Annotated in this window: 10 protein-coding genes; 6 read left to right on the top strand and 4 right to left on the bottom strand. The window is 68.1% G+C overall.

The genetic code is table 11. From position 1 onward, the window contains the following. Positions 1-48 precede the first annotated feature (48 nt). Positions 49-2,616, top strand: a complete 2,568-nt coding sequence (locus tag AC07NI_RS09065; protein WP_494617943.1) for a TonB-dependent receptor — start codon at positions 49-51, stop codon at positions 2,614-2,616. Between the two features lie 78 nt (positions 2,617-2,694). Then, on the top strand, positions 2,695-4,260 hold the full coding sequence (gene treF, locus AC07NI_RS09060; protein ID WP_494617941.1) for an alpha,alpha-trehalase TreF: 1,566 nt from the start codon (positions 2,695-2,697) through the stop codon (positions 4,258-4,260). Positions 4,261-4,319: 59 nt separating this feature from the next. Here the strand turns inward: treF and AC07NI_RS09055 are convergent, their stop codons facing one another. Next, positions 4,320-6,674 (bottom strand): TonB-dependent receptor, encoded by a 2,355-nt coding sequence (locus AC07NI_RS09055; protein ID WP_494617939.1) that lies wholly within the window; start codon positions 6,672-6,674, stop codon positions 4,320-4,322. A gap of 200 nt (positions 6,675-6,874) precedes the next feature. On the opposite strand from AC07NI_RS09055, the gene AC07NI_RS09050 reads away from it, so the two are divergent. Continuing rightward, positions 6,875-8,362 (top strand): esterase-like activity of phytase family protein, encoded by a 1,488-nt coding sequence (locus AC07NI_RS09050; protein ID WP_494617938.1) that lies wholly within the window; start codon positions 6,875-6,877, stop codon positions 8,360-8,362. Between the two features lie 23 nt (positions 8,363-8,385). After that, positions 8,386-8,790 carry a DUF1636 domain-containing protein gene (locus tag AC07NI_RS09045; protein WP_494617936.1) on the top strand — a complete coding sequence of 135 codons (405 nt, stop codon included), beginning with the start codon at positions 8,386-8,388 and terminating at the stop codon, positions 8,788-8,790. On the opposite strand, the gene AC07NI_RS09040 is transcribed toward AC07NI_RS09045, so the two are convergent. After that, the gene (locus tag AC07NI_RS09040; RefSeq protein ID WP_494617934.1) at positions 8,787-9,251 is read right to left on the bottom strand and encodes a PaaI family thioesterase; all 465 of its coding nucleotides are present in this window, start codon (positions 9,249-9,251) and stop codon (positions 8,787-8,789) included. The two genes, AC07NI_RS09045 and AC07NI_RS09040, sit on opposite strands and share 4 nt — an antisense overlap. 85 nt (positions 9,252-9,336) lie before the next feature. Here AC07NI_RS09040 and AC07NI_RS09035 point away from each other — a divergent pair, with 85 nt between their 5' ends. Both AC07NI_RS09035 and AC07NI_RS09030 read left to right on the top strand, forming a co-directional pair. After that, on the top strand, positions 9,337-9,939 hold the full coding sequence (locus AC07NI_RS09035) for a TetR/AcrR family transcriptional regulator (RefSeq protein ID WP_494617932.1): 603 nt from the start codon (positions 9,337-9,339) through the stop codon (positions 9,937-9,939). 24 nt (positions 9,940-9,963) lie between these two features. After that, entirely contained in the window at positions 9,964-10,164 is a 201-nt protein-coding gene (locus AC07NI_RS09030) for a hypothetical protein (RefSeq protein WP_494617930.1), read from the top strand. Here AC07NI_RS09030 and AC07NI_RS09025 read toward each other — a convergent pair. Continuing rightward, positions 10,149-10,802, bottom strand: a complete 654-nt coding sequence (locus tag AC07NI_RS09025) for a DUF2799 domain-containing protein (RefSeq protein WP_494617928.1) — start codon at positions 10,800-10,802, stop codon at positions 10,149-10,151. The two genes, AC07NI_RS09030 and AC07NI_RS09025, sit on opposite strands and share 16 nt — an antisense overlap. A 70-nt stretch (positions 10,803-10,872) precedes the next feature. Next, positions 10,873-13,098, bottom strand: coding sequence for a transglycosylase domain-containing protein (locus AC07NI_RS09020; RefSeq protein WP_494617927.1), 2,226 nt, complete (start codon positions 13,096-13,098; stop codon positions 10,873-10,875). Positions 13,099-13,290: the final 192 nt, after the last annotated feature.

The following is a 13,290-nucleotide window of genomic DNA, read 5'->3' as shown; positions in this document are numbered from 1 at the left end:
ACTGACCGAAAGCGCCGAGACAAAAACAACGGCGCGAGGGAGGGACGAATGAGCAAGTCTTTCGAGCAACGCTGGCTGCTGGGCGCTTCGGCGGCCGTGCTGATGGCCCTGGCCGCGCCCGTCGCGGTGCAGGCGCAAGCACGCGCCGAACAAGCCTATGACATTCCGGCCCAGGACCTGGCCGGCGCCCTGCGCGCCTTCGGCCGGGCCTCGGGCAAGCAGCTGGCCTTCGACGAGAATCTTACCCGCGGAAAGCGGGCTCCTAAGCTGAAGGGGGCGTTCAGCGCCGACGAGGGCCTGACCCGCCTGCTGTCGGGCTCGAACCTGGTGGCCCAGTCCACCGCCAGCGGCGTCTACGCCATCCGCGAGCGGCCGCTGCTGGTCTCGGCCAGCGCCGCCGGCCAGGCCGCCGCGCCGGCCACCGCCGTAGAACAAAGCCGTCCGGAAGAGCCCGCCCAGGTCGAGGAAGTGATCGTCGTCGGTACGCCCGGCGGCGCCGGCATCGACAAGCTGTCGGCCAGCTTCGCGGTCACCACGGTCAGCGCCCAGGACATCCTCAAGGCCTCGCCCAAGAGCAGCGCCGAGCTGCTGTCCATGGTGCCCGGCGTCTGGGTCGAGACCTCGGGCGGCGTGGCCGGCGCCAACGTCTTCGTGCGCGGCTTCCCCGCCACTGGCGACGCCGAGTTCCTGACCATCCAGCTGCAGGGCGCGCCGATCTATCCGCCCTCGACCCTGTCGTTCCTGGAGAACTCGTCGATCTTCCGCGTCGACGAGACGATCTCGCGGATGGAAGCCCTGCGCGGTGGTCCCAACCCGATCTTCTCGAACGGCCAGCCGGGCCTGACCACCAACTTCATGCTCAAGGAAGGCGGCGAGGAGACCAAGGGTCTCGTCAAGGCCACCACCTCCGACTACGGCCTGCGCCGCATCGACGGGGTGATGAGCGGCAAGCTGGGCGACGATCTCTATTTCATGGCCGGCGGCTACGTGACCCGCTCGCCGGGCGTGCGCGACACCCAGTTCGACAACGAAAAGGGCCAGCAGTTCACGGTCAACCTGACCAAGAAGCTGGAGCGCGGGAAGGTCAATTTCTATGCCCGCTTCACCGATGACCACGGCGCCTGGTACCTGCCGTTCGCGGTCAATGTGCCCGGCATCGACAAGGGCGAGTACACCCAGCTGGGCGAGCTCTCGCGCCAGCAGACCCTGCAGGTCCACGCCAACGGCGCGGCCCGCAGCTTCGACCTGGCCGATGGCCGCGGCTGGAAGGGCTATGTGGCCGGTGGCAGCTTCGAGCACGAGTTCGGCGATGGCTGGACGGTGCGCGACCGCTTCAGCTTCACCAAGGGCGACGCCAACACCTATGGCCTGGTGCCGGACGGCGGGGCGGTGACGGCCGCCTCGGTGGCGACCGTGATCGGCGGTCCGGTCCGCACGCGCGGCGGAACGACCCTGGGGGCAGGCGACTACGTCCAGGCCTGGGGCGCGTGGATCGTCGGAAAGCAGATCCAGGCCCTGACCAACGACTTCAGCATCGCCAAGACGTTCGGCGCCCACGCGGTGTCGGCCGGCTACTACGCCTCCAGCTTCTCGTCGGACGACTTCTGGACCATCGGCAACTTCAAGCCGATGCAGGTGAAGGCCAATGGCGACTATCTGGCCGCCAACATCAGCTGCGCCAATCTGGCCACCGCCGGCAGCGGCACGGGTTGCTGGGCCTATGGCCTCAACTCCAACGGCGACGGCAAGGTCAACGCGTTCTATCTGGCCGACAGCTGGCAGATCATGGAGCCCCTGCGCCTGGACGTCGGCGTGCGCCGCGAGAAGTTCTCGACCGACTATGTGGTCGACGACGGCAACGGCTATCCGGACGGCCTGGCCATCCGCACGGTCGACTACAGCCAGTCCAAGACCTCGTACACGGTCGGTCTGAACTACGACCTGTCGGAGACCTCGGGCGTCTTCGCCCGCTACTCCAAGGGCTACAAGTTCCCCAGCTTCGACAACTTCCGTGAGAACCTGACCGACACGCTGAGCGTCAAGCAGTACGAGCTGGGCTACAAGCTGCGCTCGGGCCCGTTCGAGCTCTACGCCACGGGCTTCGCCAACACCTTCGACGGGGCCAAGTTCGCCGATGTCGGCGGGGTGCTGGAGACCAACGCCAACAAGGCCCACGGCCTGGAGCTGGACGGCCGGTGGCGCTCGGACTTCGGCCTGTCGCTGGCCCTGAACGGCACCTTGCAGAAGACCGAGATCAAGAAGTCCTCGATCGTGGCCAACAAGGGCAACAGCGCCCAGCGCCAACCGGATTGGCAGATCCGCTTCACGCCCAGCTACGACGTCCGGATCGGCGAAGTGGCGACCACGCTCTACGGCACGGTTAGCGCGGTGGACGACCGCTGGGGCGACAACGCCAACACCCAGAAGCTCAAGGGCTACACTAAGGTCGACCTGGGCGCGATCTTCAACGTCGGCGACTTCAGCGTCCAGGTGGCCGCCGACAATCTGACCGACAGCCATGGCCTGACCGAGGGCGATCCGCGCTCGACCAGCGGCGCCAACGCCCGTCCGATCCTGGGTCGGTCGGTGCGGTTGTCCGTCGGCTACAACTTCTGATCCACGAACTTATCCCCTAGACTTCGTGCGCGGGCCGGCTCGCCGGTCCGCGTTTTTCTGTTCCGAGAGGCTCCCCGTATGGTCCGCCTGTTCGCCGCGTCGCTTGCCGCGCTTGCCCTGTCCACGGCCGTCCAGGCGCAGGAGGCGGCGAAAGTCCCAACGCCGGCGGACACTTACCAGGAGCTCTTCCACCAGGTTCAGACGCGCCGGATCTTCCCGGACGGCAAGACCTTCGTCGATGCGGTCCCCAAGCGCGCGCCGGCGAAGATCATGGCCGACTATCGCGCCCGGGCTCGGTTCAGCGACGCCGAACTCAAGCGCTTCGTCGCCGCCAATTTCGTGGTCCCGCAGGCCGGCAAGGCGCCCAAGCCCAGCGCCGCCCGGCCGCCGATCAAGGCCCACATCGCCGCGCTCTGGCCGCACCTAACCCGGCCGCCGGTCAAGCCCGTGGCGGGCGGCTCGGCCCTGGCCATGGACGAGCCGTTCGTCGTGCCCGGCGGGCGCTTCCGCGAAATCTACTACTGGGACAGCTACTTCACGATGCTGGGCCTGAAGGCCGACAAGCGTGACGACCTCGTCGAGAACATGATCGACGATTTCGGCGGCCTGATCACGACTTATGGCCATATCCCCAACGGCGCGCGGACCTATTATCTGAGCCGCTCGCAGCCGCCGTTCTTCTTCGCCATGGTCGGGCTGTCGGGGGCCACGGATCCCAAGACCATCAAGGCCCGCGTCGACCTGATGCGTCGCGAGCACGCCTTCTGGATGGAGGGCGAGGCCGACCTGAAGCCGGGCGAGGCCCACCGCCGCGTGGTGGCCATGGCCGACGGCGGGGTGCTGAACCGCTATTGGGACGACCGCGAGACGCCGCGCGACGAGTCCTACCGCGAGGATCTGGAGACCGCGTCCAAGAGCGGCCGTCCGCCCGCCGAGGTGTTCCGCGATCTGCGCGCCGGGGCTGAGAGCGGCTGGGACTATTCCTCGCGCTGGATGGCCGACGGCAAGACCCTGGCGACGATCCAGACGACCTCGATCGCGCCGGTGGACCTCAACAGCCTGATGTACGGCCTGGAGAAGGCGATCGGGGCGGGCTGCGCCAAGCTGGCCGACGCCGACTGCGTCACCGAGTTCGACCGCCGCGCCCAGGCCCGCGCCCAGGCGATCGACTTCTACCTCTGGGACTCGGCCAAGGGCGCCTATCTCGACTACCAGTGGAAGACCGGCCAGCGGCTGGACCGGCTCAGCGCGGCGACCTTCTATCCGCTGTTCGTCGGCGCGGCCGAGGAGGCGCGCGCCCACATCGTCGCCCAGAAGACCTGGGACGAACTCCTGGCCCCCGGCGGCCTGCGCACCACCACCATCCGCACCGGCCAGCAGTGGGACACCCCTAACGGCTGGGCGCCTTTGCAGTGGGTCGCCGTCTCGGGGCTGCGCCGCTATGGCGAGGACGCCCTGGCCGGCGAGATCTCCAAGCGCTGGCTGGCCACGGTCGAGCGTGAATACAAGGCCAGCGGCAAGATGCTGGAGAAGTACGACGTCGAGGAGGCCAAGGCCGGCGGGGGCGGGGAGTATCCCACCCAGGACGGCTTCGGCTGGACCAACGGCGTGGCCCGCGCGCTGATGGAACCTGCCGCCAAATGAAAAGGCTCCCCTCCGTTTCCGGAGGAGAGCCTCGTCACGTCTACCCTTGGACGTAGGGCTTAGAACTCGAAGCCGATCGTGCCGAACACTTGGCGCGGGGCCGACGAGTGGAACACCAGGATGCTGCCGGCGGCGTCATCCGGGGCGAACACGCTGCTGTCGAAGTTGGCCGCGTGGCGCTCGTTGGTCAGGTTGGTGACGTTCAGCGAGGCCTTGGCGCCCTTCATGAAGCTGGTCGGAGCGAACTTGTAGCTGAGGCCCAGGTCGAAGGTGGTGTAGCCGCCGAAGCCCTGGTCGTTGGTGTAGGTGTAGTAGCGGCGGCCGGTGTACTTGCCTTGCAGCGAGGCCGAGAAGCCGCCCTGCTTCAGCGTCAGCACGCTGGCCAGCATGGTCTTGGGCGTATCGACCTGCTGCTTGCCCTTGGTCTGCTTGATCACGCAGGTGGTCGTGCACCAGTTCAGGTCTTCGTCGTAGGTCGACTTGCTGTACGAGGCCGAGTTGTACCAGCTCAGGAACGACGTGGCCTTCCACAGCACGCCGATCTCGGCGCCCTTGCTGGTGACGCCGCCGGCGTTGTGGAAGGAGTTGCCGCAGCCGGGGTTCTGCTGCTGGTTGGTCGGGCAGGGGTTGTACTGCAGCAGGCGGTTCTGGAACTTCACGTCATAGGCCGCGAGCGACACCTGCAGCGGGCCGCTGATGTAGCGGTAGCCGGCGTCGAAGCTTTTGGAGGTTTCCGGCTCCAGGTACTTGCCCTGGGCGTCCCAGACGGCCTGCGAGACCGACTGCGGACCCAGCTTGAAGCCGCCCTGGAACATGGCCATGTTCTCGGCGTAGCTGGCGAAGACCTCGTGGCCTTCGGCGATGCGCCAGCGCACGCCGGCTTCCGGCAGGAAGTTGTCCTTGGCGTACAGCGTGCCGCTGGCGAACTGGCTCGAGGCCGTGACCGGGGCCTTGGCGATGCCGCGCAGGGCCTGGGCGGCCGACTTCGAGTAGGTGCTCTTGAAGCCGAAATCGATGCTCAGGGCGTCGTTCAGCAGGGTGACCGTGTCCTGGACATAGAACTGGCGGGTGGTCCAGTCGGTCTGCTGCACCCACTGGGCGGTGTCCGGCACGCCTTCCAGGTACCGCGCCAGGCTGAACGGGCCGGTGACGTTGGTCCAGATGTAGCGCGCGGCGCTGCTGGTGTTGTCTTCCAGCCAGAGGCCGGCCTGCAGGTGGTTGAAGCCGAACTGCCAGGCCAGGCTGGCGACCACGCCCTTGCGGTCGATGGTGTAGCGGGTGTCGCGGATCTGGACGGGCAGGTCGTCAGAGACGTCCGTCGTGCCTTGCGTCGACCAGCCGGTGATGAAGTTGTTGCCCGCGCCCTTGTCGGTGTGCTGGTAGATCTGGGCGTGGGCCGTGATCGCCGAGGTGAGGTTGTAGTCGCCCGACACGTACCAGAGGTTATCGTTGCGCAGGATCTGGCCGTTCGTGAAGGTCACGTCGGCGTTCTTCTGCGGCGACGGCGCGGTCACGCACTTGGTCGGCGCGGTCGGGGCGGTCACCGAGCAGTAGGCGCGGCTCACATAGTCGGCCCAGTTCGGCGCATAGCCGGCCCAGTCCCAGCCCAGACGGGTGACCATGTCCTTGGACAGGTAGGTGTCGTCGGCCTGGTTGGTGCGCGAGAAGTCGGCGAAGGCGGTCAGCACGCCGCGGTCGAACTTGTATTGCGCCTTGGCGTTGATCTGCTTGCCGGTCGACTTGTTGTAGGCCGGCTGGTTCACGAACAGGTCTTGCTGGCTGTACTGGCCCGAGATGTAGGCCGAGAAGCCGTCATGCTCGCCGGTGTCGAAGCGCATGAAGGTGCGGGCGGTGTCCTCGCTGCCGACGGTGCCGTTGATCGAGAAGCCCTGTTCCTTCTTCGGCTCGGCGGACGTGTAGATCAGCGCGCCGCCCAGATTGCTGGTCGACGGGATCGACAGGCCGGCGATGCCGGTGGCCAGATCGGCGCGGCCCAGGTTCTCCGAGATCAGGGCGCGGCTGATGGTCAGGCCGTTGTAGTTGTTGTAGGCGCCGTCACCCAGCGGCATGCCGTCCAGGCTGTAGCCCAGGTGGGTGGTGTTGAAGCCGCGGACCTGCAGCGACAGCGACTGCTCGTTGACGCCCAGGGCGTCGATCGACTGGGCGTTCACGCCCGGCAGGAAGTTCAGCGCCTTCTGGACGCTGGTGCCGGGCGGCAGGACTTCCAGGCTGGCCGGGGTCAGGGTCGAGACCGAGCGGGTCTGGCCGCTGCCAACGATGACGACGGCGTCGAGTTCGGTGTTGTCGGCGGGCGCGTCGGCTTTGGCGGCGGGAGCCTCATCGGCGGCGTAGGCCTGGCTGGAAAGCATCAGGCAGGCGGCGATGGCCACCAAGCTGGCGGATCGGAGCAGCATTAGGATATCCCCCTGGATATCGAGCGCCCCGCGGATTCCCGTCTACGGCGCCGATTGTTGTTGAGCGCCGCGTCTATTCCACATGTAGATGACAGTTTTGCTGCGATCGCACGACGCTCGCTGTCACAAAACCTATGCAGACGCTCCCTAAGAGCGCGCCAAGCTCAGAAAACACTCAGCATCCTTTCAAGGAGCTCTCGATGTCGCGCCGTCGTCTTGTCGGAACCATTGTGGGCTTCGCCGCCCTGGCCTTCGCGGCCGGCGCCTCGGCCCAATCGCAGACCTATACGAGCGCGCACTGGGACAAGGCGCCGGGCGACGTGACCGTCCAGTTCGGCGGCAAGACCTATGTCAATCACGGCCTGGTGGCCGTCGGCTGGCTGCCGGCCGCGACGCGCGACTTCAACGGCGAGAGCCTGGGCTCGTTCTCCAGCATGGCGCTGTCGAACTGGAAAAAGGCGGCCGACGGCTCTTACACCGGCACGCTGCGCACCCTGCCGGATCGCGGCCCGAACAATGTCGGCCCGTTCAAGAGCACGACCGACTACGCCAACCGCGTCCACGAGCACGCGATCAAACTCGTTCCGGGGAAGGGCCTGACCATCACCCCGACCGGCGGCTTCCTGCTGAAGGACCAGACCGGCCAGCCCTTCACCGGCATGGATCCGGGTTCGAACGTCGTCGAGCGCGGCGGCGTCCGCTATCCGTCGCCGGCCGTCGGCGGGGAGGGGGGCGGCAAGCTCAGCTTGGACAGCGAGGCGATCGCCTATCTGCCGGACGGGAGCTTCTACGTCTCGGACGAATATGCGGCGGGCATCTACCTGTTCGACAAGTCCGCCAAGCTGGTCGGCGCGATCCAGACTGTGCCGGCGCTGTTGCCGATGAAGGCCGGCAAGCTGGACTTCGGGGCCGAGAAGGCGCCGGCGACAGGCCGCCGCAACAACCAGGGCCTGGAGGCCCTGAGCATCAGCCCCGACGGCAAGCGCCTTATCGCCGTGCTGCAGAGCGCGACCATGCAGGACTCGACGTCCAACGCCGCGACCCGCAACAACACCCGCGTGCTGGTCTACGACATCAGCAAGACCAAGCTGCCCAAGGCCCCGGTCGGCCACTACGTGCTGCAACTGCCGACCGTGCGCGAGAACGGTGACGGCCAGCCCGCCGACGTCACCGCCGCCCAGTCGGAAGCCGTGGCGCTCAGCGAGGACCGCATCCTGGTCCTTGCCCGCGACGGCAACGGCCGTGGCAAGGGCACGGCCAACGCGCCGGTCTACAAGAGCATCCTGCTGGTCGATCTGGCCGGCGCGACGAACCTGGCCGGCACGCCCTACGAGCTTGAGGCCAAGCCCGTCGCCAAGGACGGCGTTCTGAACCCCGACATCAAGCCGGCCGCCCAGGCCGAGCTGATCAACATCCTGAACCCGGTCCAGCTCGCCAAGTCCGGGATCAACCTGTCGGTCGCGCCTTCGACCCAGACCAGCCTGCCGGAGAAGATCGAGGCCATGGCCATCGGCTCGGCCTTCGACAAGACCGGCGACGTCTTCCTGCTGGTCGGCTCGGACAACGACTTCGCCACGGCCAAGGGCCACGTCAACGGCCAGGACTTCGACGCCTCGCTGCACGGCGACACCGGGACAGGCGACAACGACAACCTGGTGCTGGTCTACCGGCTGTCCTTGCCGAAATGAGCCTGAGCCTCTAGGGGCGAGGCATGGCTATTCTCCGCGACGCCGACGACGGGACCGCCGTCGTGGTCTGCAACACCTGCCGCTTCTCGGCCGAGGAGCGCGAGACGCCTGAGGGCGTGCGCGGCGGCGCGCTGCTGGCGGCTGCTTTGCGCGAGGCGGCGGCCGGTTCGGGTGTGGCGATCCAGGAGATGCCGTGCCTATTCAACTGCACCCAGCACTGCTCGATCCACCTGCGGGCGCCGGGCAAGATCGGCTACGTCCTGGGCCGGTTCGAACCGACGCCCGAGGCCGCTCAAGCGATCGTCGACTACGCTGTGGCCTATGCCGCCAGCGAAGAGGGCGTGGTGCCGTACCGCCAGTGGCCGGAAGGCGTGAAGGGCCACTTCATCGTGCGGGTGCCGCCGGCGGGGAAGCTCGTCGGGGACTAACCCAGCCCATTCACCGCCTCCCGCTCGGCCGGCCAATTTTCGAACGCCAGCACGATCTGCTGGGCGGTGGCGTCGGCGATCAGCGCGCCGTCCTCGCGGCGGAATTCGGCGCGGACAGTGATCAACTGGCGGGTCTTGGCCACCACCCGAGCCTCGATCGCCAGCGGCCCGTCGCGGGCGACCTTCAGGAAGTTCAGCTGCAGGTTCACCGTCCGATACAGCTGATCACCCGGCACCACGGTCATGGCCGCGAAGGCCAGCACCTGGTCGGCCAGCGCCGCCAGATAGCCGCCGAACAGCGAGCCGTCGGCCGTGGCCAGCTCCGGCGACGGACGCCAGGATTTCCGCACCCAGCCTTCGCCCCAATCGTCGATCAGGCCCAGCTTCAGGGTCTCGACGATCGGCGGCGGGGTCGCGGTCCCGGCCTTCAGCGCGTCGAGGCGTTCGGTCGCCCAGGTCATGTCCGTCCCTCCATGTGATCCTACGGAAGGCTAGGGGAGCGGCGCGGCCTCTGTTACTCGACTTTCCAGGGGACGGAGGGCCGCTATGAGCCTCGTTGAAAACATGCGGGAAACGCCGCGCCAAAGCCGCGCCCAGGCATCGGTCGACGTCGTCCTGGAGGCGGCGGCTCAGGTTCTGGAGGCCACCGGTGAGGCCGGCTTCAACACCAATGCCGTGGCCGAGCGGGCAGGGGTCAGCATCGGCACGCTCTACCGCTACTTCCCCGACAAGCAGGCCATCCTGCGGGCCCTGGCCCTGCGCGAGACCGAGGCCCACCGCGACCGGGTGATGGCGGCGCTGGAGGGCGGCCAGGGCGTGGCCCGCGACCGAGCGATGATCCGCGCTTTCATCCGGGGCTTCGCCGGACGGAGCCAAGCACGGCGGATCGCGATGTCGGCGCTGTTGGCCAAGGCCGACCACGCCGAACTGGCGGCGAAGTTCGCGGCGGCCGAGGTGGGGCTCACCGACGCCCAAGGCCGTCCGCTCACCCGCGTCCAGGCTTTCGTGCTGTCGCGGGCGATCCACGGTGCAATGCGCGCGGCGGTGCTGGAGGGCGTCGACTTCTTGGAAAGCCGAGAGTTCGAGGACGAGCTGGTGCGTCTCGGCCGCGCCTATCTGGCGTCATGGACGCTTCCACGCGATATCTGACGGCAGACCGCTGCGGAGGCGCCGATGTCCGAAGTCCAGACCCCCGACCTACAAACCGCCGTCGCCGAGTTCCAAGCCGGCCCGCTGCACGCCCGCGCCGAGGTGCGCGTCACGCCGGCCGGCATCCTGGCGGTCGGCGCGCTGTTCAGCGGCGTCCTGCTGTCCGTGGCGGTAGTCGTCTGGGCCTCGACCGTGCCGGGCCGGAGGCGTCACCACCAGCCGTAGTGCGAGCCGAAGCGCTGCTTGAGGTCATCGACCTCGCGTTCGGCGTCGCGGATGGCCGCGTCGGCCCGGCGGCCGTCCTCGATGGCCTCGCGCCGTTCGCGGCGCAGACGGTTCAGGCGGTCGCGCAGTTCGCGGGTCTGTTCGTCGGTGAGCTTGGGATTGCGCAGCTCCTCCTCGACGCCGTCGGCCTGCCGCGCGCGCTTGTCCGCCCGGTTGTCGGCCAGGTCGAGGTCCATCTTCGCCAGCTTGAGCCGATGCTCGGCCTCATAGACCCGCTTGCCGTCGACATAGCCGCCCATGAACTCAGCCTCGGTCGGGGCGGGGCAGACGTTGTAGTACTGGGCGCCGTCGCGACCGTGCGAGAAGCCGCTGGCCTCGGTGCAGTAGCGCAGCAGGCCTTCGTCGCGGCCCTGGGCGTAGCTGATGGGCTCGGGCGTCACGCCGGATTTGGCGCAGGCCTTCGCATGTAGGTCGATGCGGCTCATCAGATAGCCGCTGGCGCCATCGCCATAGCCGATCGATCGCCAGTCGGCGCTCAGGCACTCCTTAGGGCTCATGGTCTCGCAGCTGGCGATCACCGTGGCGGCGGCGACAAGAAGCGCTCCGACCAACAGGGCTCGTCCCGGTAGATGGCGCATTGCGAAGCTCCCCAAAGCTGTGCCTTCGGGGAGCTAGGCCTTGGCCACCTGAACGGTGTCTGAACGACCCCTAGGCGCGCGGTTCGGGCGGCGGGGGCGCGACCGGAGGCGGCGGGGCGGGCGGCGCCGGCTGGGCCGGATCGGTCGGCACCGTCAGCGGCGCGACCGGCAGGCCGTCGGGGCCGATCTCGCCTTCCAGCGGCAGGCCCAGGTCGTCCAGCGGGTCCTCGATGATGGCCGGCCCGGCGCTGCGGCCCAAGGCCGACAACATGAAGGCCTTCCAGATCTTGGCGGGCTCGCCGCCGCCGACCACGCCGTTCATCGAGCTGTTGTCGTCGTTGCCCACCCACACGCCCACGACCAGGTCGTCGACGTAACCGACGAACAGGGCGTCGTGATAGTCCTGGGTGGTGCCGGTCTTGCCGAACGCGCCGTCGATGGCCGCTTCCAGGCCGGTGCCGCGATGGGTGGCCGAGCGCAGCAGGTCGCGCATGCCGGTTAGCACCTTGGGATCATAGGCGGTGGTCTTGGGGGCCTTGAAGCTGTCCAGGGCATGCGGCGTGATCGGATATTCGCCGGCCGCGATCGAGGCGTAGGCCGCCGTCAGCCGCGTCAGGCTCATGCCGCCGGTGCCCAGGGCCATGGTCAGGTCGTTGGGGATGTCCTCGGTGACGCCCAGCTGGCGGGCGACCTTGATCACCTTGGCCGGGCCCAGGTCATGGGCCAGGCGCACGGCCGCGACGTTCGACGAGGCGGCGAAGGCGCTGATCAGCGGGATCTCGCGGTCGCGGTATTTGCCCTCGTGGTTCTTGGGCGTGTAGCCGCTGACCTGCACCGGGGTGTCTAGGATCGGCGAGGTCGTGGTCATGCCCGACTGCAGGGCGGCCAGATAGACGAACAGCTTGAACGATGAGCCCGGCTGGCGTTCGCCGTCGGCGCGGTTGAACTGGCTGGTCTTGTAGTCGCGACCGCCGACCATGGCGACGACGCGGCCGTCCTTGCGCATGGCCACCAGGGCGCCCTGGGTGATGTTCAGGACCTTGCCGTCGCGGGCGATGTAGTCGTTGAGGATCTTCTCGGCCTTCTCCTGCATCTCGGGATCGAGCGTCGTCTTGACGACCGTCTCGCCGTAGCGGGCGCCGATCGAGGCGCGGGCTTGGGGCAGGGCCCAGTCGGCGAAGTAGGAGCCGGTCGGCAGCTTGTCCGGGTTCTCGACCGCCGAGACCTCGCCGACCGCGTCGGCCTGGGCTTGGGTGATGGTCTTGGTCTCGACCATGGCGCCCAGCACCACCCGCATCCGCTCGCGGGCGCCTTCAATGTTGTTGGTCGGGGCCAGGCGGGAAGGGGCCTTCACCAGGCCGGCCAGCATGGCGGCCTCACCGATCGACAGCTGCTCGGGCTGCTTGCCGAAATAGTGCCGGGCCGCGGCGCGCAGGCCAAAGGCCCCGTCGCCGAAATAGACCGACGACAGGTAGCGCGAGAGGATCTCGTCCTTGGAGAGACGGGCTTCCAGATAGACCGCGATCATCGCTTCCTGCGCCTTGCGACGCAGGTTGCGGTCGCTGCTCAGGAAGGCGTTCTTGGCCAGCTGCTGGGTGATGGTCGAGCCGCCTTCCGACACGCCGCCGGCCTGAGCGTTCTTGCCCAGGGCGCGCATGATGGCCTTCGGGTCGACGCCCATGTGGCTGTAGAAGCGGCGGTCCTCGATGGCGATGAAGGCGCCGGGCACGTACTTCGGCAGCTTGGCGACATCGATCGGGGCTTCCTTGTAGGAACCGCGACGGGCGATCGGCGAGCCGTCCTCGGCGACCAGCACGATGGCCGAGTTGTTCAGCGGCTCGAGAGCTCGGCTCAGCGGCAGCGACCAGAACAGTGACGCGACAAGCACGACGGCCAGCACGACGGCGGCGGCCGCGCCGATCAGCCAGGCGGGGCGCTTCCAGATCGGCGGCTTCTTGGTCGGGACCGGCTCGGCGGGCGAGAGGGCGGCTTCGGGGATGGCCTCGACGGCTTCTGGCAGCACCACCTTGGCTTCGGGCGCGGGGGCTTCCTCAGGCAGGGCCTCGGGCTCTGGGACCGGGACCTCTTCGACGATCTCCGGCGTCTCGGCGACAACCTCGACCGGCGGCTTCGGCGCGCGCGGCTTGCGCGGACGCGGCGGCTTGGGCGCGGCGGGCTCGGCCGGGGTCTCGGGCAGGACAGCCGCCGAGGTCATCGCCGCCTGGGCGCGCGGCTTGCGAGGCTTGCGCGGCTTCGGAGCGGGCGGGGTGTCGGCGGGATCGGCGGGATCAGACATGGACTGGCGCTTTACCACACGGCCCCGGCAAGCCAAGCGCGTTCGAAACCGAAGTTTTTTCGGGAGCGCCCTTGAACGGCGTTCTTCCAGGCATAGATGAACACCCGTGAGGCCCGAGGCCTCTGCCCTTCCTGGGGCGTTTCCTCCCTACTTCTCAAGCCCGGCCATTCGCCGGGCTTTTCTTTTGGCTGT

This window comes from Caulobacter sp. GW821-FHT10E02 (assembly GCF_059415225.1).
This window is presented reverse-complemented; position numbering and strand designations above follow the sequence as displayed.

Excerpts from the sequence above, each read along its gene's own strand:
- AC07NI_RS09065 (WP_494617943.1), top strand. The coding sequence starts at position 49 with ATGAGCAAGTCTTTCGAGCAACGCTGGCTGCTGGGCGCTTCGGCGGCC.
- treF (WP_494617941.1), top strand. The coding sequence starts at position 2,695 with ATGGTCCGCCTGTTCGCCGCGTCGCTTGCCGCGCTTGCCCTGTCCACG.
- AC07NI_RS09055 (WP_494617939.1), bottom strand. The coding sequence starts at position 6,674 with ATGCTGCTCCGATCCGCCAGCTTGGTGGCCATCGCCGCCTGCCTGATG.
- AC07NI_RS09050 (WP_494617938.1), top strand. The coding sequence starts at position 6,875 with ATGTCGCGCCGTCGTCTTGTCGGAACCATTGTGGGCTTCGCCGCCCTG.
- AC07NI_RS09045 (WP_494617936.1), top strand. The coding sequence starts at position 8,386 with ATGGCTATTCTCCGCGACGCCGACGACGGGACCGCCGTCGTGGTCTGC.
- AC07NI_RS09040 (WP_494617934.1), bottom strand. The coding sequence starts at position 9,251 with ATGACCTGGGCGACCGAACGCCTCGACGCGCTGAAGGCCGGGACCGCG.
- AC07NI_RS09035 (WP_494617932.1), top strand. The coding sequence starts at position 9,337 with ATGAGCCTCGTTGAAAACATGCGGGAAACGCCGCGCCAAAGCCGCGCC.
- AC07NI_RS09030 (WP_494617930.1), top strand. The coding sequence starts at position 9,964 with ATGTCCGAAGTCCAGACCCCCGACCTACAAACCGCCGTCGCCGAGTTC.
- AC07NI_RS09025 (WP_494617928.1), bottom strand. The coding sequence starts at position 10,802 with ATGCGCCATCTACCGGGACGAGCCCTGTTGGTCGGAGCGCTTCTTGTC.
- AC07NI_RS09020 (WP_494617927.1), bottom strand. The coding sequence starts at position 13,098 with ATGTCTGATCCCGCCGATCCCGCCGACACCCCGCCCGCTCCGAAGCCG.